Source organism: Polaribacter sp. (genome assembly GCF_036480315.1).
GTDB lineage: Bacteria > Bacteroidota > Bacteroidia > Flavobacteriales > Flavobacteriaceae > Polaribacter.
Genome location: NZ_JAZGGG010000055.1, coordinates 46,270 through 69,233 on the forward strand (window position 1 = coordinate 46,270; position 22,964 = coordinate 69,233).

Below are 22,964 nucleotides of genomic sequence, written 5' to 3' on the forward strand. Positions count from 1 at the left end.
TTAATTGTTAGTATAAGATTATGATTCTAAAAGAACTATCCAAATATATGAAAATAATTCAGGAAATCAAATATTGTTTTCTTTCTATACTTTAGACTCAATTTATGTCAAAATGTCACATACAAATTTCAAAAAATAAAATAAAACTGACATTTTACAAGCAAAAAAGCGGTTGGCACACAGTTTGACTAATAGAAAACGTAAAATTGAATTAAAAAAATTATTAAAATAAATATTATGAGTAAAATAATTGGAATCGATTTAGGTACAACCAACTCTTGTGTTTCTGTAATGGAAGGTAATGAGCCAGTTGTAATACCTAACTCAGAAGGAAAAAGAACAACACCATCTATCGTTGCCTTTGTTGAAGGAGGAGAACGTAAAATTGGTGACCCAGCTAAAAGACAAGCTGTAACAAACCCAACAAAAACAGTTTATTCTATTAAACGTTTTATGGGTAATAAATTTTCTGAATCTACAAAGGAAGCAAAAAGAGTTCCTTATAAAGTAGTAAAAGGAGATAATGATACACCAAGAGTAGATATTGATGGTCGTTTATATACACCACAAGAAATTTCTGCAATGGTTTTACAGAAAATGAAAAAAACTGCTGAAGACTATTTAGGAACTGATGTTACTGAAGCAGTAATTACTGTACCAGCATACTTTAACGATGCACAAAGACAAGCTACAAAAGAAGCTGGTGAAATTGCAGGTTTACAAGTAAAAAGAATTATAAATGAGCCTACTGCTGCTGCATTAGCTTACGGTTTAGACAAATCTCATGATGACAAGAAAATTGTTGTTTTTGATTTTGGTGGTGGAACACATGATGTTTCTATCTTAGAATTAGGAGATGGTGTTTTTGAAGTATTAGCTACTGATGGAGATACGCATTTAGGTGGAGATGATGTTGATGAAAAAATAATTAACTGGTTAGCTGAAGAATTTAAATCTGACGAAGGAATCGATTTACGTGAAGACCCAATGTCTTTACAACGTTTAAAAGAAGCTGCTGAAAAAGCGAAGATTGAATTATCTTCTTCTGCATCAACAGAAATCAACTTACCATATGTTACTGCTACTGCTAGTGGACCAAAACACTTGGTAAGAACATTATCTAGAGCAAAATTTGAGCAATTAATTGATGATTTAATCAAGAGAACTATTGAACCTTGTCAAACTGCATTAAAAAATGCTGATTTAACAATTGATGAAATAGATGAGATTGTTTTAGTTGGTGGTTCTACAAGAATACCTGCTGTACAAGAAGCTGTTGAAAAATTCTTCAAAAAAGCACCAAGTAAAGGTGTAAACCCTGATGAAGTTGTTGCTTTAGGAGCTGCCATTCAAGGTGGAGTTTTATCTGGAGATGTTAAAGATGTATTGTTATTAGATGTTACACCTTTATCTTTAGGAATTGAAACAATGGGTAATGTTTTCACAAAATTAATTGATGCAAACACAACTATTCCTACAAAGAAATCTCAAGTATTTTCTACAGCAGTAGACAATCAACCATCAGTAGAAATTCACGTTTTACAAGGTGAAAGAGCTATGGCAGCAGATAATAATACAATTGGTCGTTTCCATTTAGATGGTTTACCTCCAGCACAAAGAGGAGTTCCTCAAGTTGAAGTAACTTTTGACATTGATGCAAATGGTATTATTAAAGTTTCTGCTTTAGACAAAGGAACAAACAAATCTCACGAAATTAGAATTGAAGCTTCTTCTGGATTATCTGAAGAAGATATCGCTAAAATGAGAAAAGAAGCAGAAGAAAATGCTGATGCTGATAAAGCTGCTAAAGAAACTGCAGAAAAAATCAACGAAGCAGATTCTATGATTTTTCAAACTGAAAAGCAATTAAAAGAATTTGGAGAAAAATTATCTGATGATAAAAAAGGACCAATTGAAGCTGCTTTAGTTGAGTTAAAAGCTGCTCATGAATCGAAAGATTTAACATTAATTGATACTGCTTTAGCTAGTATTAACGAAGCTTGGCAAGCTGCATCTGAAGAGATGGCTGCTCAACAAGGTGGTGCAGGAGCTGATGCTGATGCGCAACAAGGTCAACCAGAAGCAGATGCTCAAGGTGACAATGTTGAAGATGTAGATTTCGAAGAAGTAAAATAAGTAATTTAATTACTCTCAATATAAAACGCAATCATTAATTTGGTTGCGTTTTTTAATTCAATCTACTTTCATTTGAAAACCTACAATCAAACCAATTTTTTTAAACATACTTTTTGCGAATTTCAGCAAGTTGACAACTTTGAATTTCCAGAGAATACAAATTATAAAAGCAAATCTGAAAGCAGCTATTTTTATGCAGATGAAGGTGTTTATAGAAAATCGAATCATTGGGGGCGTGTTGCAAATTGCAGATGGAAATTAATTTCAAATAAAAATTACAAAAATCAACAAATAGTTATTGGTTTTGCAAAATGGGCGAACTTCTACCCTATTAATTCATCAGAAAAAAACTTTTCTATAGAAGTTAATTTTGAAGAAAAGACGGTGAAAATTCAACCTGAAAAAGAGATTTCTATAAACTTTGCATTCACTTTTACAGAAGCTCAAAATAAAATTAAACAAATAACACATTTATTTAAAGATGATAAATGGACAAAACATTTTGAACTAGAAATAGAAGAAATCCGTTTTAAAGTTATTTCTGAATTTATAAATTCAGAGAAAACATTGCAAGAAATAAAGAGAAGTTTCAAATAAGAAATCATCTCTTTTCCGTAAATTTGTTATCTAAATTCTAATCATCTAACAATCCAAAATCTGATATGAACATTCCACAAACTAGTTTTCCAAGAGTTGTAATTATTGGTGGTGGATTTGCAGGTTTGGCTGCAGCAAAAGGATTAGAAAAACAAGAATTACAAGTTGTTTTAATAGACAAGCACAATTATCACACGTTTCAACCATTATTATACCAAGTTGCAACTGGTGGATTAGAACCAGATTCTATTGCATTTCCTTTAAGAAAACGTTTTAACGATGTAGATAATTTTTACTTTAGACTCGCTGAAGTAAATAAAATCAATCCTAATAAAAATACGATTGAAACTACTATAGGGAAATTAGATTATGATGAATTAATAATAGCAACAGGTTCTACAACTAATTTTTTTGGTAATACAAATATCAAAAAACATACGATGGAAATGAAATCCATTCCACAATCTCTAAACATTAGAAGTTTAATTTTAGAGAACTTTGAAGAGGCTTTATTAACTTCAAATATTGAAGAAAGAAATGCTTTAATGAATTTTGTAATTGTTGGTGGTGGACCTACAGGAGTTGAATTAGCTGGCGCCTTGGCTGAAATGAAAAAAGGAATTTTACCAAAAGATTATCCTGATTTAGATATCCGCCAGATGCAAATTAACTTAATTCAAAGTTCTGAATGTATTTTAAAAGGAATGAGTGCAAAAGCATCTGAAAAAGCGGAAGACTTTCTAATAAAATTAGGCGTTAATGTTTGGAAAAACCTTCGTGTTTTAGATTATGATGGAAAAACTGTAACAACAAATGGTGAAGATCATTTTAAAGCTGAAACAGTTATTTGGGCAGCTGGTGTAAAAGGTGAAATGATTGATGGTTTAACATCAGAATGCATTATTGAAAGAGCTGAAAGAATAAAAGTGAATGAATACAATCAAGTATTAAAACACCCAAATATATATGCCGTTGGTGATGTAGCTTGTATGTCTTCAGAAAAAAAACCTTATGGTCATCCAATGATGGCACAACCCGCTATTCAACAAGGAAGATTATTAGCAAAAAATATTTTAGCCAAACTATTCAATAAAAAACTGATAGCTTTTGTTTATAATGACAAAGGCTCTATGGCAACAGTTGGGCGTAATAAAGCAGTTGTAGATTTACCAAAATGGAAATTTCAAGGAGTTTTTGCTTGGTTTGTTTGGATGTTTGTACACCTATTTTCTTTAATTGGTTTTAGAAACAAAGCCATTGTTTTTCTAAATTGGGTATATAATTACATTCGTTTTGATAGAGAAACACGTTTAATAATTCGTCCTTACAAAAACAAAAAAACAGTTTCGTAAATGAGTATTACAAGAATCATAAAGTGTTCTAATTGTGGTGTTTTTAACACCAATAAAGAATATTGTGAAAATTGCAATACCTTAATTTCTGATGCAAAAAAAAGAGAACTAAAGATTGCTGAAGTAAAACAAAAAGAAGTTGATAAAGTAATTTACGAGTTAGAGAATCCTAATTTTGCTGAACGTCTAAAAAAGCATCCTTTTTTGTTTTATAGAATTATTGGCTGGATTCTTTATTCAGCAATTATGATTGTTACAACAATTGGTGCTGGTTTAGCATGGTTTATAGCAATGGTTGCAGCAGGTTAACATGAAAAAAACGCTGTTTTATTACTTTCTGTTTTCTTTATTAACAGGAACTATTATTTATTTTTTTCAATATTTCTCAATTCCTTTACCAAGAATAATTCGTTTCTATTTTAATGATTTTTTTATAATTCCTATTGTACTTTATATCTGTTTACACGTTTTAAAATGGACTAAAAACAATAAAAAATATACATTAAGCTTACCCATCATTTTATACTTATGTTTTCTATATAGTTTATTATTCGAATTTATATTTCCAAAATATATAGCAAGATATACCAAAGACTTTGTTGATGTTATTGTTTATTTTGCAAGCGGATTTATATTCTATTATCTTCAAAAAACTAAAAAATGAATTCTATTAAAATTGCTAAAGAAAATATTGCGCGTTTAAATACTGCAATTACTTTTATTGAAGCAAATTTATCAGAAAAACTGTCTCTAGAAGTTATTGCGGAAAAAGCATACTTCTCTCCTTTTCATTTTCATAGATTGTTTAAAATTGCTGTTAGTGAAACCGTACATCATTTTATCAATAGAAAAAGAATTGAAAAATCTGCTGCTTATTTATTACATCAAAATGAAATAAACACTACGGAGATTGCAGAAAAAGTAGGTTTTAGTTCTTTATCAGCTTTCTCAAAATCTTTTAAAAAATTTTATGGAATGTCTCCAAGTAAATTCAAAAAAGAAAGTCCAGAAAAATACAGCAAGATTTGCAAAACTGATAGCAAGAATGGAAAAGTAACGATTACTTTTGAACAATATATTTGCAACATAAATAACGCTTTAAATTGGTTAAAAATGAATGCAAAAACAGTAGTTAAAGAAGTTCCTAGATTAGATTTAGCTGCCATTTCTCATAAAGGAAAAATGGAAGCAATTGGTAGTATCTATAATAAACTAGTAAAATGGGCAACTCCAAAAGGTTTGATGAATAACCAAACAAGAATGGTTACTATTTATCATGACAGTCCTAAAATCACCAATCCAGATAACTTAAGAATGAGCGCTTGTATTGTTCTAAATGACCCAATAGAAATTGATGGTGAAGTAAATTTAAGAATTTTAAGTCCTACAAAATGTATTGTGTCTCGGTTAGAAATTACTCCTTATGAATTTCAAAAAGCATGGGAATCTTCTTTTGCATTTATGGTTGAAAACGGGTACAAAAAATCTGAAATAGATCCTTTTGAAATTTATTACAATAATGCTGCAGAACATTCAGAAAATAAGTTTATTGTAGATTTATGCATTCCTATTTTATAAATTGCTAGCCATGAAACACGAATGGAGAAAAAAAGAAAAACTGGTTTATATTCCGAAAGAAAAACCAGAACAGGTTAATATTCCAGAATATAATTTCTTTACAATTTCAGGTAAAGGAAACCCTAATAATCCTGAATTTTCAGAATATATTGGCGCATTATATCCTATTTGTTATGGTGTTAAAATGGGCTTAAAGAAAAACCCAATTCTAAATGGATATTATGATTATACAGTATATCCATTAGAAGGTGTTTGGGATATTTCTGATGAAGCAAAAAAAACATACACTGAAGATTCCAAATTAAATAAAGACGATTTAGTTTTTACATTAATGATTAGGCAACCCAATTTTATTACTAAAGAATACGCTTTAGAAGCTATAGAAAAAGCAAAAAAAAAAAATCAAATCCATTATTTGATAAAGTAAAATTCGAAAAAATTATAGAAGGAAACTGTATTCAAATGCTTCATATTGGTTCTTTTGATGATGAATCTGCATCGTTTAAAATTATGGAACAATTTGCTAAAGAGTCAAATTTAGAAAGACAATCAAAAATTCATAGAGAAATATATTTATCCGATTTCAGAAAAGTTCCTACAGAAAAGCTAAAAACAGTTTTGCGTTTTAAAGTAAAATAATTTTTCTACAACTCATCATTCAAAAATTACAACTCGGTATTTGTTTTTATTTTAAGATTAAATAACACTACATCTTTGTATCATCAAAAAACAACTACAGATGAAACGCATATTATTTATTTTATTTACAATTTGTCAATTTTCATTAATTGCACAAACAACCATTTCTGGTAAAGTTACAGGTTCAAAAAATAATCCTATAAATGGAGCAAATGTTTATTTAGATGGCACTTATGATGGAACTTCAACAAACGAAAAAGGAGAATTTTCATTTAAAACTGAAGAAATAGGAACACAAACGCTAGTCATTTCTTTTGTTTCTTTTGAACCTTTTATAAAAACAGCTGATGTTTCATTACTTAAAAACTTAAAAGTAAAATTAAGAGATGATGTAAACTCATTAGATGCAGTAGTTATAAATGCAGGAACTTTTGAAGCTGGTGAAAAAGCAAAAGTTACTGTTTTAAAACCTTTAGACATTGTTACAACAGCAAGCGCTTTAGGCGATGTTATGGGCGCTTTACAAACACTTCCAGGAACTTCTACAGTAGATGAAGATGGGCGTCTTTTTGTACGTGGTGGCGAAGCTGAAGAAACACAAATTTTTATAGACGGTATCCGTGTATTTACACCTTATGCTGCTTCCGCAAGAAACATTCCAACTCGTGGACGATTTTCACCGTTTTTGTTTAAAGGAATCTCATTTTCAACAGGTGGTTATTCAGCAGAATACGGACAAGCATTATCGAGTATTTTACAATTAAATACAATTGATGAACCTGTAGAAGAAAAAACAGATTTATCTTTTATGACTTTGGGTTTAGGCGTTGGAAACACACAAATCTGGAGTAATAATTCGTTTAGTGTAAATACGTCTTACATCAATTTAGCCCCATATCAAGCAGCATTTCCAGATAGAAATACATGGAAAAAACCTGTGCAAGCATTGAGTGGAGAAATGGTGTACAGACACAAGTTTAAGAATGAATCTCTTTTAAAATTATATGGCGCATTTAGTTATACTGATTTCGATTTAATACAAGATGATATTAATTTTGTAGATGGATTTCGTTTCGGTTTAAAAAATAGAAACCTTTATTTTAATACTTCTTATAAGAATAAATTTGGAGATAATTGGAGAATTGAAACAGGTATGAGTTTCACAAATGATTATTCTAACCTAAAAATTATTGACGATTTAATAACTGACAACGAAAACTCAATGCACTTTAAAGTGAAACTAAAAAAACAGTTTTCTAATCGATTTAAAATTAGCTTTGGGTCAGAATATTTTATGACAGATTTTAATGAAGATTACACTGCTAATAATAGTAATAAGTTTCAATACGGCTTCAACAATAACATTTTTGCTTCATTTGCAGAAACAGATATATTCTTTTCAAAAAACCTAGCAACTAAAATAGGGATTCGTGCAGAACATTCAGAATTATTAAATGAGTTTACAATTTCACCAAGACTTTCTTTAGCTTATAAATCAGGCAAAAACTCACAATTCTCTTTAGCTTATGGTCAATTTTATCAAAACCCAAAAAACGAATATTTAAAATTCAGTCAAGATTTTAAGGCAGAAAACACATCACATTTAATAGCCAATTATCAACATATAAAACAAGGTCAAATTTTCAGAATTGAAGCTTACTTTAAAGATTATAAAAGTTTGGTAAAATATGATAGCAACCAACCAATATTTAACAGTAATTTCAATAATAACGGAAGCGGTTATGCAAAAGGTTTTGATATATTTTGGAGACAAGATCGTAAAATTAAAAATACAGATTATTGGGTTTCGTATTCGTTTTTAGACACCAAAAGAGATTACAAAAACTACCCTACAGCAGCAAGACCAAGTTTTGCTTCTAAACACAACTTATCTGTGGTCGCAAAGCATTGGGTAGAAGATTGGAAAAGTCAGATTGGTTTTAGTTACAATTTTGCTTCTGGTAGAAATTACACCAATCCAAATGAAGCTGGGTTTTTAAACAATGAAACTAAAAACTACAATTCGTTAAGTTTAAATTGGGCATACTTAATTGATCAACAAAAAATATTATATTTCTCTGTAAACAATGTTTTAGGGACTCAAAATGTTTTTGGCTACAACTACAAAAACACCGCAGAACCTAGTGGAAATTTCGATAGGCAAGCAATTATACCAAATGCAGATAGGTTCTTTTTTATAGGCTTCTTCTGGACAATTAGTGATAATAAAAAAACCAATCAATTAGATAATTTGTAATATTTTTAGAAGCTATTTCCAGCTTTCAGCACTCGCTTTTTTTGTCAGAAAAGACAAAAAAGAGCTCAAACAAATGCTTCAATCTGGGCTAAACTTGTCTAAAAGCAAAGGTCATAATATAAAAAATACAATTCAGAATCAAAAAACGACAATTCGGTATTATTCTTGTGAATAACAGACAGAAACATCAGATATTTACATCATCAATAAAAACTAAAACAACCATCATGAAAAAATTATTTTTAATATTCACTTTCGTTTTTAGTGGAATTCTAACTACAAACGCACAAGAAGAAACATTTAATTTAACTGTAAACATTGCCGGTTTAAATTCTAACAAAGGAACTTTATTGGTTGGGCTTTACAACAAAAAAGAAAACTTCTTAAACAAGCAATTTAAAGGTGATGTTGTAAAAATTATGGATAAAAAATCTGTAGTTATTTTTAAAAATTTGCCAAAAGGAGAATATGCAGTTTCTTTTGTTCATGATGAAAATGACAACAAAAAAATGGATACTAACTTTTTTGGAATTCCAAAAGAAGATTATGGCTGTTCTAACAATGCAAAAGGATTTATGGGGCCACCAAAATACGATGATGCAAAATTTAAGTTAGTAGAAAACAAAACAATCGATATTAAAATATAATATGAAAGTTAAAAAAATATCTTATTATTTATTAGCTATTTGTAGTGTACTTATTGGTTTGTACCCAATTGTTTATTTTCTAGTTCCTGATAGAAAGTTCGGCTTATTAGCAAGTAAATCTGCAGAACTGTTAGCAAATAGCCTTTGGAACACCATGTTTTACATACATATTCTTTTAGGAGGAATTGCATTGCTAATTGGTTGGTTACAGTTTCACAAAAAACTACGACTAAGAAACATAAATCTTCATAGAAAAATAGGAAAGATATATATTATAGCTGTTCTATTAAGTGCAATTACGGGTTTATATATTGGCTACTTTGCTACTGGAGGTATTATTGCAAAACTAGGTTTTATGACAATGGCAGTTGCTTGGTTTTTAACTACTTTATTCGGTTTTACAGCTATAAAAAACGGAAACGTAATCAAACATCAAAAACTAATGATTTACAGTTATGCAATTTGTTTTGCAGCTGTTACTTTAAGAATTTATTTACCAATTTTCATCCCTTTATTAGGCGGGTTTTTACCAGCATACAAATTAATTTCTTGGTTGTGTTGGGTTCCAAATACTATTGTCGTTTACTTTATTATAAAATATCAATTTAAAATTCAATAACTTAAAACTATATAAAATGAAAAAATTAATCTTAATTATCGCTTTATTATTTACAGGAATCATATCTGCACAAACAAAATATCAAACAGGAATGAAAAAAGCATTTTCTCTTTGGGAAAAAGGAAAAATGACTGAAGCTTCTCAATTATTTGAAAGAATTTCTAAAGCAGAACCAACTAAATGGAAGCCAGTATATTATGCAGCAACTGTAGAAATTATAGGTAGTTTCGGAATAAAAGATGAAGCAAAACTGACAGAAAAATTAAATAAAGCACAAGAGTTTTTAGATACAGCAAAGTCAAATTCTGAAAATAATCCAGAAATATTAATTACACAAGCGTTTTTAAATTTAGGTTATATAGCTTTTGATGGACAAAAATACGGAATGACTTTGTCTGGGAAAAATGCCCAATTATACGCAAAAGCTTTAGCGATTGCACCAAACAACCCAAGAGTGATTTTAGGAAATGCAGAATGGAATATGGGTGCTGCAAAATTCTTTGGTAAACCTACAACACCTTATTGCGATGAAATTAAAAGAGCCATTAAATTAGGAAAAGTAGAAAAAATTGAAGAGGAATTCTACCCTAAATTTATGGTAGGAAGAGCTGAAGGTGTTTTAAAACAATGTGAGAAATAGTCCTCAGTAGCAATAGCGGTTTTCAGTATTCACTGTTAACCGCTACTGCTACTGAAAACTAAAGAAAAATACTATTTTAAGAAAGTATCTTATTTATCAATTCTTGTTTAGCAATTTCGTCATCACCAAACAACCATTGTAGGGTATTATCTTCCCAAATTTGATCGTATTGGGTTTGATTAATAATATCTCTGTCTTTAGCTAAATCTAAAATTTTACCAGGATAAGAAGATTGCTCATCACTTTCCATTTCTCCTAAAGGATATGGATCATCTAAACCCATTAAAACTTGATTAGAACTTTGTCTATCAATCATTAAATTTAATGAATCTGTATCATGTACAAGTGTATCAAAAAAGATATTTGGGTGCCCAACGGCTTTTCTTGGATGCGTTTTTCCTTCAAATAAATCGGGTCTTCCATCAAAACCTTGAATTCTTCTTCCTAAATTCATTTGCGCCAATTGGCCTCCATGAGCAAAACAAGTTCTAATATTTTTAAAACGTTCTTGCATTCCGTTTAACGTATAAAAATGATATGCATCGCCACATTGTGCTAACATCCAAATTAAATGAAATCGCCAATTGGTATTTTCTAATTTTATCATTTTATCACCATCATAAGGATGGATTTCAATTGCTAATTTGTACTTATTTGCCAATTCAAAAATTCGGTCGTTTTCTTCATCAAAAACACAACGCCATTGCCCAATAGAATCCATAAAATGTGTTGGTAAACACAAAACTTTCAAACCCAATTCTTCTACACAACGCTTCATTTCATCTAAAGCGCCATAAATAAAACCAGGATGTACAACAAAACCACACGTAAATTTAGATGGATGTTCTCTTTGTACTTTTGCATTAAAATCATTCTGAAAACGCAACGCTTTTTTCATTTCTTCTAAACGTAAACCGTTTCCATATAATTGAGAAAGATTTAAAACAACTGCATGATCTATTTTGTTTTTTTCCATCCAAATTAACTTCTCATCAAGAAAAAAACTAGAATCTGTTACAGGTCGTTTCCATCCTTTTTGCAACATGTGTTTACGCTCATTATCTACCCAAAAGATTTCTTTGTCCTTCATAAATTTAGGAATTTCTTCTGGATATGGTAATAAATGTGAATGTCCGTTTATACGTAGTTTGCGTTTCATTTATTTAATTTTCTTTGGTGCTTCCATTTTAGTTCCGCAATTATTACAAGTACATTTTTCTTTGTCTGAATAATACTTATCAAAAATAATTGGCATGTCTGTTTCTATATTGTCTAATGCAAATTCTTCTCTATACAATGGATTGCTGCAGTTTTCACAATACCATTCTAAGGCGTCTAACACTCCTTCTCCTCGTGGATATTCGATTACCAAACCAATAGTATTCTCTTTTCTTTGTGGTGAATGTGGCACTTTTGCTGGTAATAGATAAATATCACCTTCGTTTATTTCGACATCAATCATTTTGCCTTTATTATCTATAATTTTCAAAATCATGTCTCCTTCAACTTGGTAGAAAAATTCTGGTGTTTCATTATAATGGTAATCTTTTCTGTTATTTGGTCCACCAACAACCATAACAATATATTCACCATTGTCCCAAACTTGCTTGTTCCCAACTGGTGGTTTTAGTAAATGACGATTTTCATCAATCCACTTTTTAAAATTTAAAGGGTGTACTAAATTGCTCATGATTATTAATTTTTTGGTTATATAAAACTACAAAGATTTTGTTCTTCCTCCATCTACAGGAACATTAATTCCATTGATAAAACTTGCTTGTTCACTTGTTAAAAATACAATTGCTGCAGCAACTTCTTCTGGTTTTGCAAAACGTTTTGCAGGTGAAGCATTTTTCATAGCTTCTGCAACCTCTTCAAAAGACTTTCCTGTTTTGTTAGCTTTGTTATTTATAATTTCATTTAAACGCCCTGTTCCTGTTGCTCCTGGTAAGACATTATTAACTGTAATTCCGAATTGTCCTAACTCATTTGCTAAGGTTTTAGACCAGCTTGCAACTGCACCTCGAATTGTATTCGAAACACCTAAACCATCTAAAGGTTGTTTTACAGAGGTTGAAATTACATTCACAATTCTACCAAAATATTGTTTTTTCATAAACGGAACCAAGGCTTGCACCAATACATGATTACATTTTAAATGTAGTGTAAAAGCACTTTCAAATTCTTCTATTTTAGCATTAAATATTGGGCCTCCAGCAGGACCTCCAGTATTATTTATCAAAATATGAAATTGTAAGTCTGAAGCTTCCAAAACTTGTTTCAATTCATTTGGTTTCGAAAAATCTGCAACTAAATAATTATGGTTTTGATTGGCGTTTGGTAATTCAGCTAAAACTGCCTTTAGTTTTTCTTCATTTCTAGCAATTAAAGTTACGTTTACTCCTTCTTCTGCTAATAAAATTGCAGTTGCTTTTCCTATTCCTTGCGTGCTTCCGCAAACTAAAGCGTTTTTATTTTTTAGTTCTAAATTCATAAGCCCATCTCTAACCCTTCCAAAAGGGAAGGAAATTTAATACGTGTTAGTAATTCTATTTTATTTTGACAATTAAAATTCATTTCTTTTTTTTAACCTCAACAGTTTCTTCTCTTTGGGAAGATTAAGATGGGCTTTTATTTTCTAATACCATTTCTTTAATCTTTACTGCTTTCTCAAAATGATCTAATTTATGGGTTTCAATCCACCAAGTTGCTGCTTCCATTAATAACTTTGGATTGTCATTTTTATTTTTGAAAAAAGCGTAAAAAGACAAACCAACATTGGTTCCTTTTTTTTCAATTTTATCATCACAAATTTGGATGATTTTTTCTTTTAATTCTTTATTCATAACTAATACAAATATTCTTTGGTTCAGTAAAAAAACGTAATGCTTCAAAACCGCCTTCACGTCCTACTCCACTTTCTTTCTGCCCACCAAACGGTGTTCGTAAATCTCTAATCATCCATGTATTAACCCAAACAATACCAACGTGTAATTGTTTAGAAAACTGCATGGTTCTGTTTAAATCATTCGTCCATAAAGTAGCTGATAGCCCGTACTTTACATCATTTGCTAACTGTAAAGCTTCGTCATCTGTTTTAAATGGCATTATAGTTACAACAGGTCCAAAAACCTCTTCTTGATTCAATCTACATTGATTACTTTCTATTTCTATTATTGTTGGTTGTAAATAATAACCATTTTCACTTCCTTTTACTTTAACTTTATTACCTCCAAAAAGGATTTTCCCTCCTTCTTGTTCTGCTATATCAATATAAGATTTTACTTTTTCTAAATGTTGTTTAGAAACCAATGCACCAATATTTGTACTTTCTTCTGATGGGTTTCCTACTTTTAATTCTGATACTTTTTTTATAAAATCTTTCTTGAATTTATCATAGATTTTCTCTTCAATAAAAATTCTACTTCCACATAAACAAATCTGACCTTGATTTGCAAATGAAGAACGAACTGTAGTTGCTAACATCTTATCATAATCGCAATCTGCAAAAATGATATTTGGGTTTTTACCTCCTAATTCTAACGATAATTTCTTGAACATTGGGGCTGCAACTCGCGCAATATGTGCGCCTGTTGTTGTTCCGCCTGTGAACGAAATTGCTTTAATATTTTTATGTTCTACTATTGCTTTCCCTGTTGATGTTCCTAATCCATGAACAATATTCAGCACTCCTTTAGGCAAACCAGCTTCTGTGCAAATTTCTCCTAATAAATACGCTGTCATTGGTGTAACTTCACTTGGTTTTGCAATAATGCAATTTCCAGCAGCGATTGCTGGGGCAATTTTCCATGTAAACAAATACAAAGGTAAATTCCAAGGAGAAATACAACCTACAACACCAATTGGTTGACGTAATGTAAAGTTAACTGCGTTTAAACCAATACTTTCATGTGCTTCTGAAGAAAACTGTGTAATTGCATTTGCAAAAAATTGAAAGTTTGCTGCTGCTCTTGGAATATCAATTTGTGTTGCTAAACTTACCGGTTTTCCGTTGTCTTTAGATTCTGCTTCTGCTAAAAAAGTTAATTTCTCTTTTATTAAATCGGCAATTTTAGACAAAATTTTACTTCTTGTTGCTAATGTTGAATTCGACCAACTTGGAAAAGCTTTTTCAGCAGCTTCAACTGCTTTTTCTACATCTTCTTTTGTTGAATCAGGAATTTCCCCGTAAACTTCTCCTATTGATGGATTATAGTTTTCAATCCAATTATCTTGAATTGGGCTTACAAATTCTCCGTTGATGTAGTTTTTTATTTTCAATATTTTTTTTTTAAAATCTATTTAGGTTCAATAATCAAAAAAACTGCTGTTTCATCACCAATATTTAATACTTCATGCGACGTCGTTTCATCATTTGAAAAACTATATCCAGTTGGCACATTAACTTCTCTAGTACCAGCTGTGTCTTTAATTTTAAATCTACTTCCGGCAAGTGTATAGCCAAAATGCTTGTTATGATAATGTTTCTCATGGCCAATTCCAGGAGGAAAAGTACATTTTAAAACTCTTAATTCAGTATTATCTTGTAATACTTCACAAACCTTTTTTCCTTTCCAGCCAGCTTCAAAAGGATCAGGAAGTGTCGTTTTAGATTTACAAGAACATATACCAATTATTAAAAAATAAAAAATCAACTTTTCTATACTGATACTTCCAATTAATTTAAACATCTATTGCTTCTTATAAGCAGTAACCCTAATTTCCACCACCAAATCTGGATGTGGTAATTGATGCACTGCAACTGTTGTTCTTGTTGGCCCAGTTTCTTTCTCAAAAAACTCTGCGTACGCTTTATTATAACCTGCAAAATCATTCATATTTACTAAAAAAGAAGAAACATCAACTACATCTTTTATACTTGCTCCAACTGTTTGTAGCGTTTTATCAATGTTTTTTAAAACCTCTCTTGTTTGGGTTTCTGCATTTAGATATTTAGTTCCCATTTCATCAATAATATCTACTCCTGCAATGGTATTATCTGCTCTTCTTGAACTTGTTCCTGATACAAAAATAAAATCTCCCACAACTTTAACATGTGGATATGCGCCTCTTGGTGTTACTTTTTTATCTGACATAATTATTTTGTTGCTAACTCTAATAATTTTAAAGTTGTATTATAATTTCTAGTTGTTGCTGTCACATTCAATTTTCTTTCAAACAAATTATTAGAAAGTTTTGTTTTAGCAAATGTTGATGGGCAATAAATATAAATCATATCATTATCAATTAGATATTCATCGTCATTTACTCCATTTACTTCTATTTTAGTTTCATATACTTTTTTGTTTAAAAAAACAAAAGCAACTATTTTTGAATTCTCAATTGGAAATGGATAATTAACAATTGCTTTTTTCCATTCGGGAACTGTTCTAGCAATTACTGGAACATCATATCCAAATTTAGAGAAAATTCCATCTTTTATTATTTTACAAATTTCTGATTTAGATTCTTCTGTATCTAAAATTATATTCCCACTTTGAATATACGTTTGCACGTTTTGAAACTGTAATTCTTTTAATAATTCACATAGTTCTGCCATTGGAAGTTTATTTTTTCCTGACACATTAATTCCGCGTAATAAAATGATATACGTTTTCATTATAATCCTGCTATTTTATTTGCCGCTAAAATTTCATTCGTCTCAATTTTCACTTTTTCTAAAATAACTTTTAATTCATCTTTTGTCATGTTTAAATGTGTGTGAACGGCATCATCTACAATTAAATTAAGTAACGCTTTATCTTGTGCTCTTCCGTGTTTCATAGCATCATTATAACTAATATTTTCATTAAAAGTTACCATAGAGTATTTAGAGAAATATTCTGTTGGAAACGTTTTTTCTAAATCCATTTCTATCTTTCTTTTCTCTTTAAATAAAGGATTTGCAACATGAGCTTTCATTTCATGGAAATTATCTAACGCTAAATCAGCAATAGCATCTGTATTTTCTTTTCTTGCTTTTTCATAGGTCTTGAAAACTGTTTTCCAATCACCTAAATTTTGATTTAAAATTTCATCAAACACCGTAACATCTTCAAATGAAGCATTCATTCCCTGTCCGTAAAACGGAACAATTGCGTGTGCGGAATCTCCTAGTAGAATTGTTTTATTTTGGTAAGACCAAGGCGAGCACTTTACGGTTCCTAAAGCTCCTGTTGGGTTGTTTAAAAATTCCTCTTTTATATTTGGAATTAACGCCAATGCATCTGGAAATTCATTCTCAAAAAATGTGGTTATTTTTTCTTCTGACGTTAAATTACTGAAATTATATTTACCTTCTTCATAACTTAAAAAGAGTGTTACGGTGAAACTCCCATCCATATTAGGCAGTGCGATTAACATATAGTCTCCACGTGGCCATATGTGTAAATGACCATCACTTATTTGATGATTTCCAGCTTTATCTGCTGGTATTTCTAATTCTTTATATCCATGAGATAAATAATTCTGTGAATAACTGAATAAAAACTTACGCTCTAAATAATAACTTTTACGTAAGATTGAACCTGCTCCATCTGTTCCAAAAACAACATCAGCATCAATAGAAATTTCCTCTTTGGTTTTGTAATCTTTAAAATGAGCAACCGTATTTTCTATATCTATAGAAGTGCACTTTTTATTAAAATGAATATTTACGTTTTCATGTTTATCAGCTTCCGTTAATAACAATCCATTTAAATCGCCACGAGAAATTGAGTTTATGTACTCTCCTTCTCTTCCAGAATAATTAGACGCAAATGTATCCCCTTCTTTGTCGTGCATTAATCTACCATACATAGGAATGCAAATTTCTTTTGTTTTCTCTTCAACACCACACAAACGTAGCGCTTTAAATCCACGATCTGACAATGCTAAATTGATTGATCTTCCTGCAGAAATATCTGTAATTCTTAGATCTGGTCTACTTTCATACACCTCAACTTTGTAACCTCTTTGGGCTAATCTTAACGCTAGTAAACTTCCGCAAAGTCCAGCTCCAATTATTAATATGTTATCTTTTTTGTTCATTTAAAGATTTTGAATTAAGATTGTTTCATAATAAACATGAAAAGCCACAAAAATTTTAAAAACTTCTTTATCTTTTTTAAATACTTTTTTTCTCTCTGAATCTAAAAACCCATTTACAATTACACCAAAACTGATATCTTTAAATTTTTCAGTATAATCAATTAAGAAAGTTCTAAATTCTTCTGTTTTAGAAATACTTTTCAAATACTCTAAATATTGTTTAGTATTCATAAAAATGTGAGGTCTTAATTCATTTTCATAACCAATACCTTTAATAAAATTTAGGTGTTCAATAGTATCTATTTTCCAAAAAATATTTATTTTTTCTTTCTTTTTCAATTTTTCTAAAAATAATATAGCTTTCTTAAATTTATGTATAGAATCTAATTTATTATTCGAAACTCTACTTAAAGAAGCAACTAAGCTCTTAAAATAAGTTTCATAACTTAATTCTAATGTTTTTTCGGGATAGTAAGCATTTAGCATATCTTCAAAAACATTAATTCCTTCCTTTACAAGCTCATGATCTTCCGTCCCTAAATAGTTTTTCTCGGATGTTTTTTTACAACAAATAATTAAGGCTAAAAAAGCAATAAGTAAATATTTTCTCATTATAACAACCCTTTTAAAATTGAAACCATTCTATACACATCTTCAAAAGAAGTATACATTGGTACTGGTGCACAACGTATAACATCTGGTTCTCGCCAATCTGTAATAATATTATTTTCTGTTAGCTTTTTATGCAACCTTTTATCGGCGTTTTTTACTTGAATAGATAATTGACATCCTCTTTCTTTTGGGTTGCTTGGTGTAATTATCTTAATATCTTTTGAACCTATTTGATTGATTAAATACTCGAAATAACCTGTTAATTTTTCTGATTTGTCACGTAATGCTTCCATTCCAACTTCATCAAATAAATCTAACGAAGCCTTAATTGCTGCCATTGATAATATTGGCGGATTGCTTAATTGCCAACCTTCTGCACCTTCCATAACATCAAAAGGTTGTCGCATATTAAAACGTGTGTCTTTGTTGTGATTCCACCAACCAGCAAAACGTGGTAAATCTTTATTTTTAGCGTGTTTTTCGTGCACAAATAATCCACCTAGGCTTCCTGGTCCAGAATTTAAATATTTATAGGTACACCAAGCTGCAAAATCGACTCCTGAATTGTGCAATTCTGGCGAAATGTTTCCTGCTCCGTGCGCTAAATCAATTCCAACAATACACTCTTTTGAATGCCCAATTTCTGCAATTCTTTTTAAATCTAAAAACTGACCTGTATAATAATTTACGCCGCCAATTAATAGAAGTGCAATTTCATCTCCTTGTTCAGAAACAATAGTTTCTAAATCTTTAATATTTAATAACTCTTCTCCTTTTCTTGGTTTCCATTCAATTACATCATCATCCGAAAAACCATGATATTTTAATTGACTTTGTACTGCATATCTATCTGAAGGAAAAGCATCCGACTCAATAACAATTTTATATTTTATTTTTGTAGGTCTATAAAAAGACACCATTAACAAATGAAGATTTGTTGTAAGTGTATTCATAACCACAACTTCAATTGGTTTTGCTCCTACAGTTTTCGCCATTTTATCCGTTAAGAATTCATGGTAATTTAACCAAGGATTCTTTGCCTCAAAATGACCTTCTACGCCAAGATTCGCCCAATCTTCTAATTCCTGATTGATATATTCTTTGGTTGCTTTTGGTTGTAAACCCAAAGAGTTTCCTGTAAAATATAACCAGTTATTCCCATTTTTGTCTTTAGGAATATGAAATCGATTTCGTAAATAAGAAATCTTATCCTCTTTATCTTGCTGTTGCGCGTACGCTAAAGTGTTTTGGTAGTTCATTAAATAAAAAATGATTGCCTTCAAATATAAAACATTCCTTTTTAGATTTCAATTTTAAGAAGCATATTTAACAGAATAATCATGCTCTTTTAGTACTTGTTCATAAATTAAAAAAGATTAAGTTTTGTATTTTAGCAAAAAACAGTTCTAATGAAATTAATTAAATACTTTTCTTTTTTATTACTAGTCGTTTTATTTTCTTGTAAAAATAACAGTACAATAACTTCAGAATTAGAGAACATTCACAGATCTATAAAAACAGATTTCGCACCAGATAAAAGAGTTGAGTTATTTGATATTAATTTTGAACAAGTTGACAATCAGCTTATTTTAGAAGGAGAAACTACTTCTAAAAAAGAATTTGACATTCTTTTAGATAGCTTGAATAATAGAGCGTTAAAGTTCGTAAATAATGTACGAATTTTACCAGATTCTGCTGTTGGAAATCAACAATTTGCAGTTGCTAGAAATTCTGTTATTAATATTCGCTCTAAACCAAAACATTCTGCAGAATTAGGAACACAGGGTTTGTTAGGAATGTCTTTAAAAGTATTAGATAAAAAAGGAGATTTTTATAGAATTCAGACTCCAGACAGTTACATTTCTTGGGTTGATAAAGGCGGAATAACTAGGATGAATAAAAGTCAGTTTGATAATTGGAATGCTTCTAAAAAAGTAATTTTTACAAAAACCTTTGGTTATGTGTATGTTAATAAATCAGAAAAGACTCAATTAGTTTCCGATATAACTTTAGGTGGAATTTTAAAGTATTTGTCTGAAGATGCTACTTTTTACGAAGTAAGATACCCTGATAATAGAACTGGTTTTATAAAGAAAAAAGAAGCTGTTATTTATGAACATTGGTTACAGAAATTAAATCCATCGCAAGAAAACATTGAAACAATTGCAAAAAAAATGGAAGGTTTCCCTTATTTATGGGGTGGAACTTCTTCTAAAGGAATCGATTGTAGCGGATTTACAAAAATGGTGTATTTAATGAACGGCTTTGTAATTCCAAGAGATGCATCGCAACAAATTAATGCTGGTAAGATTGTAGATGAAGGTTTAAATTTTAAAGATCTAGAAAAAGGAGATTTATTATTCTTCGGAAGAAAAGCTACAACAGAAAAGAAACAGCGTGTTGTTCATGTTGGTATTTGGCTAGGTAATAATAAAATGGAATTTATTCATGCTTCTGGAAATGTACATCTGAGTTCAATGGATTCTGAACAACCTAATTATGATGCTTTTAATAAAAATAGATATTTAGGTAGTAAACGTTATTTGAATGTTAAGGACAAGAATATTATTGACTTGAAAGATAAAATTAAACTTTAGTTATTACATTGAGATTCACTGAATATTTTCACAGAGTTTTATGAAGGAAATTGATGGTTTCTGTTTGTTCTACAATTGTAATTTGTCATTCCTGCGAAGGCAGGAATCCAAACTAGCTTTTTTTATAGATTCCTGCTTTCGCAGGAATGACAAAATACAAAAATATTTAATAAAAAGATTACTTCGCTCCTCGCAATGACATAGCGTTAGCAAACAAGTTTAGCCCAGATTGAAACGACATCCTTTTTTCTTTTTCAGGAAAAAGATATAGTGAAAAGCTGGAAATAGCTTCAAAAAAAAACACCTTTCAATTTAAAAACTGAAGGGTATTTTATATTTTAAGATTGAAATTAGATTAATACAAAACTCTAAACTTAATTGTTCCTTGTATTTTTATTAATTCGTCTATAACTTCTGTATTATATTCTTTGTCTAAATCTGTAATTACATATCCAACTTTAGGATCTGTTGATAAATATTGACCAGTAATATTCAAATTGTACTCTGCTAAAACCTTATTGATTTTTGCCATAACGCCAGGTACATTTTTATGAATGTGTAAAAATCTGTGCGCTTTTGTTTGTCTAGGCAAACGAATATTTGGGAAGTTTACTGCATCTACTGTATTACCAGAATTAATATATGCCATAATTTTACTTGGCACAAAATCTGCAATATCTCTTTGCGCTTCTTCTGTACTTCCACCAACGTGTGGCGTTAAAATTACGTTTGGCAATCCTTTTAATTCTGTTAAGAATTCTCCATTTTTTCTTGGCTCTTCAGGATATACATCTACTGCAGCTCCTGCTAATTTACCGCTTTTTAAAGCAGCTGCTAACGCTTTAATATCAACTACAAAACCACGTGATAGATTTACTAAATGTGTGCCATCTTTCATTTGTGAAATTTCTTTTTCTCCAAAGAAATTTTTATTTGCAGCATTATCATCTACATGTAAAGTAACAACATCTGAAAGCGCTAATAAATCTGATAATTGATCTACTTTGGTTGCGTTTCCTAAAGCTAATTTATCTTCAACATCATAATAATAAACGTCCATTCCTAAAGCTTCTGCTAAAATTGATAATTGTTTACCAATATTTCCATAACCAACAATACCAAGTTTTTTACCACGAACTTCTCTAGAACCTTCAGCTGTTTTATTCCATTGACCGTTATGAATTTCTGTACTTCTTTGAAAAACAGAACGCATTAACATAATAATTTCTCCGATGGCTAATTCAACCACAGAACGTGTGTTGCTATATGGTGCATTAAAAACAACAATTCCGTTTTCCTTACACGCTTCTAAATCGATTTGTTTGGTACCGATACAAAAAGCACTAACTACCATTAATTTCTCTGCAGCATCAACAACTTTTTGAGTTACACGCGTTTTAGAACGAATTCCTAAAACATGTACATCTTTTATTTTTTCTATTAATTCGTCTTCAGACAAACTTTTAGAAACTGTTTCTACCGTAAAACCGTCTTTAGACAACTTCTTAAAAGCATCTGCATGTACGTTTTCTAATAATAATATTTTAATTCTGTTTTTTGGGTATGAGATATTTCTTGGCAAATCGTTTACGTATAAAAATTCATCTAAATTAGGTGCAATATGGTCTGCGTTTTCTGTTGTTTTTATTCTTGAAACATTTTCAGTGTATGCAAAAAACTTATCTGCTACACCAGCTTCACGAGTTACATAATCGCTATAACCATCTCCAATAACTTGTATTTCTCCTTCTAAATTCATGTCTTTTAAACATTGAATTTTTCCGTTGTGTTGAGAAAGCGGGTTATTAGCATCAAAGCTAACAATTTTTCCGACGTTATCAAACTCAAAAGTATTTGCAAACACTCTTTCTGAAGGAATGTTGTATGCTGCAACAATAGGGTCTATAAACTCTTTAAATCCACAAGAAATTACATAAATATTTTCTGCAAATTCTTCAAAAAATTCTTTATTGCTTTCTATGGATTTTGAAACTTGCTTTTTTAAAGCTGCTATTAAACCATCTAAATCAGACTTATTAGCGTTTAATAATTTAATTCTTTTCTCTAAAGACTCTGTAAAAGAAATTTCACCATCAATTCCTAAATTAGTAATGTCAATTATTTCTTGAATAATTTCATCCTTTTTAGGATTGCCTTGCAAAGTAATTTCTGCTAAAACATCTAATGCTTCTACGCGAGTTAGTGTGCTATCAAAATCAAAAATATAATTTCTTTTTGTGGTAATCATTTTTTAAAATATT

24 protein-coding genes are annotated in these 22,964 nt (G+C 30.2%); 12 read left to right on the plus strand and 12 right to left on the minus strand.

Going from position 1 to position 22,964, the window contains the following annotated elements; genetic code table 11:
- Positions 1-237 precede the first annotated feature (237 nt).
- From dnaK to V3V28_RS11455, 11 genes are all read left to right on the plus strand, one after another.
- Complete coding sequence (gene dnaK, locus V3V28_RS11405) at positions 238-2,136, plus strand: molecular chaperone DnaK (RefSeq protein WP_331365144.1); 1,899 nt, start codon at positions 238-240, stop codon at positions 2,134-2,136.
- A 72-nt stretch (positions 2,137-2,208) separates the two neighbouring features.
- Positions 2,209-2,733: a hypothetical protein gene (locus V3V28_RS11410; protein WP_331365145.1), complete on the plus strand. Its 525-nt coding sequence runs from the start codon at positions 2,209-2,211 to the stop codon at positions 2,731-2,733.
- A 65-nt stretch (positions 2,734-2,798) separates the two neighbouring features.
- Positions 2,799-4,085: an NAD(P)/FAD-dependent oxidoreductase gene (locus V3V28_RS11415; RefSeq protein ID WP_331365146.1), complete on the plus strand. Its 1,287-nt coding sequence runs from the start codon at positions 2,799-2,801 to the stop codon at positions 4,083-4,085.
- Entirely contained in the window at positions 4,086-4,394 is a 309-nt protein-coding gene (locus tag V3V28_RS11420; protein ID WP_331365147.1) for a hypothetical protein, read from the plus strand.
- 351 nt (positions 4,395-4,745) lie between these two features.
- Positions 4,746-5,663 (plus strand): AraC family transcriptional regulator, encoded by a 918-nt coding sequence (locus tag V3V28_RS11425; RefSeq protein WP_331365148.1) that lies wholly within the window; start codon positions 4,746-4,748, stop codon positions 5,661-5,663.
- A gap of 10 nt (positions 5,664-5,673) precedes the next feature.
- A complete protein-coding gene (locus V3V28_RS11430; protein WP_331365149.1) occupies positions 5,674-6,090 on the plus strand; it encodes a hypothetical protein in 417 nt (138 codons plus the stop codon).
- 35 nt (positions 6,091-6,125) lie between these two features.
- Positions 6,126-6,302 (plus strand): GyrI-like domain-containing protein, encoded by a 177-nt coding sequence (locus V3V28_RS11435; protein WP_331365150.1) that lies wholly within the window; start codon positions 6,126-6,128, stop codon positions 6,300-6,302.
- Between the two features lie 100 nt (positions 6,303-6,402).
- Positions 6,403-8,559 (plus strand): TonB-dependent receptor, encoded by a 2,157-nt coding sequence (locus V3V28_RS11440; RefSeq protein WP_331365151.1) that lies wholly within the window; start codon positions 6,403-6,405, stop codon positions 8,557-8,559.
- 227 nt (positions 8,560-8,786) lie between these two features.
- A complete protein-coding gene (locus V3V28_RS11445; protein WP_331365152.1) occupies positions 8,787-9,206 on the plus strand; it encodes a DUF2141 domain-containing protein in 420 nt (139 codons plus the stop codon).
- A gap of 1 nt (position 9,207) precedes the next feature.
- A complete protein-coding gene (locus tag V3V28_RS11450) occupies positions 9,208-9,825 on the plus strand; it encodes a DUF2306 domain-containing protein (RefSeq protein WP_331365153.1) in 618 nt (205 codons plus the stop codon).
- Between the two features lie 16 nt (positions 9,826-9,841).
- Positions 9,842-10,465, plus strand: coding sequence for a tetratricopeptide repeat protein (locus tag V3V28_RS11455; protein WP_331365154.1), 624 nt, complete (start codon positions 9,842-9,844; stop codon positions 10,463-10,465).
- 76 nt (positions 10,466-10,541) lie between these two features.
- Here V3V28_RS11455 and V3V28_RS11460 read toward each other — a convergent pair whose 3' ends face one another.
- From V3V28_RS11460 to kynU, 11 genes are all read right to left on the minus strand, one after another.
- A complete protein-coding gene (locus V3V28_RS11460) occupies positions 10,542-11,624 on the minus strand; it encodes an amidohydrolase family protein (protein ID WP_331365155.1) in 1,083 nt (360 codons plus the stop codon).
- A complete protein-coding gene (locus tag V3V28_RS11465; RefSeq protein WP_331365156.1) occupies positions 11,625-12,155 on the minus strand; it encodes a 3-hydroxyanthranilate 3,4-dioxygenase in 531 nt (176 codons plus the stop codon).
- 27 nt (positions 12,156-12,182) lie between these two features.
- Positions 12,183-12,959 carry an SDR family oxidoreductase gene (locus tag V3V28_RS11470; protein ID WP_331365157.1) on the minus strand — a complete coding sequence of 259 codons (777 nt, stop codon included), beginning with the start codon at positions 12,957-12,959 and terminating at the stop codon, positions 12,183-12,185.
- 124 nt (positions 12,960-13,083) lie between these two features.
- A complete protein-coding gene (locus V3V28_RS11475) occupies positions 13,084-13,311 on the minus strand; it encodes a DUF6500 family protein (protein ID WP_331365158.1) in 228 nt (75 codons plus the stop codon).
- A complete protein-coding gene (locus V3V28_RS11480) occupies positions 13,304-14,746 on the minus strand; it encodes an aldehyde dehydrogenase (protein ID WP_331365159.1) in 1,443 nt (480 codons plus the stop codon). The genes V3V28_RS11475 and V3V28_RS11480 overlap by 8 nt, the downstream gene beginning before the upstream one ends.
- Before the next feature lie 17 nt (positions 14,747-14,763).
- Complete coding sequence (locus V3V28_RS11485; RefSeq protein WP_331365160.1) at positions 14,764-15,156, minus strand: cupin domain-containing protein; 393 nt, start codon at positions 15,154-15,156, stop codon at positions 14,764-14,766.
- Positions 15,157-15,561, minus strand: coding sequence for a RidA family protein (locus V3V28_RS11490; protein ID WP_331365161.1), 405 nt, complete (start codon positions 15,559-15,561; stop codon positions 15,157-15,159).
- Positions 15,562-15,563: 2 nt separating this feature from the next.
- The gene (locus tag V3V28_RS11495; RefSeq protein ID WP_331365162.1) at positions 15,564-16,085 is read right to left on the minus strand and encodes a DUF1697 domain-containing protein; all 522 of its coding nucleotides are present in this window, start codon (positions 16,083-16,085) and stop codon (positions 15,564-15,566) included.
- The gene (locus V3V28_RS11500) at positions 16,085-17,494 is read right to left on the minus strand and encodes an FAD-dependent oxidoreductase (RefSeq protein WP_331365163.1); all 1,410 of its coding nucleotides are present in this window, start codon (positions 17,492-17,494) and stop codon (positions 16,085-16,087) included. The genes V3V28_RS11495 and V3V28_RS11500 overlap by 1 nt, the downstream gene beginning before the upstream one ends.
- Positions 17,495-18,106: a hypothetical protein gene (locus V3V28_RS11505; RefSeq protein WP_331365164.1), complete on the minus strand. Its 612-nt coding sequence runs from the start codon at positions 18,104-18,106 to the stop codon at positions 17,495-17,497. It lies immediately after the preceding gene.
- Entirely contained in the window at positions 18,106-19,365 is a 1,260-nt protein-coding gene (gene kynU / locus V3V28_RS11510) for a kynureninase (protein WP_331365165.1), read from the minus strand. The genes V3V28_RS11505 and kynU overlap by 1 nt, the downstream gene beginning before the upstream one ends.
- A gap of 150 nt (positions 19,366-19,515) precedes the next feature.
- Between kynU and V3V28_RS11515 the strand changes: the two genes are divergently transcribed.
- A complete protein-coding gene (locus tag V3V28_RS11515) occupies positions 19,516-20,703 on the plus strand; it encodes a C40 family peptidase (protein ID WP_331365166.1) in 1,188 nt (395 codons plus the stop codon).
- Positions 20,704-21,058: 355 nt separating this feature from the next.
- Here V3V28_RS11515 and serA read toward each other — a convergent pair whose 3' ends face one another.
- A complete protein-coding gene (serA, locus tag V3V28_RS11520; RefSeq protein ID WP_331365167.1) occupies positions 21,059-22,951 on the minus strand; it encodes a phosphoglycerate dehydrogenase in 1,893 nt (630 codons plus the stop codon).
- Positions 22,952-22,964: the final 13 nt, after the last annotated feature.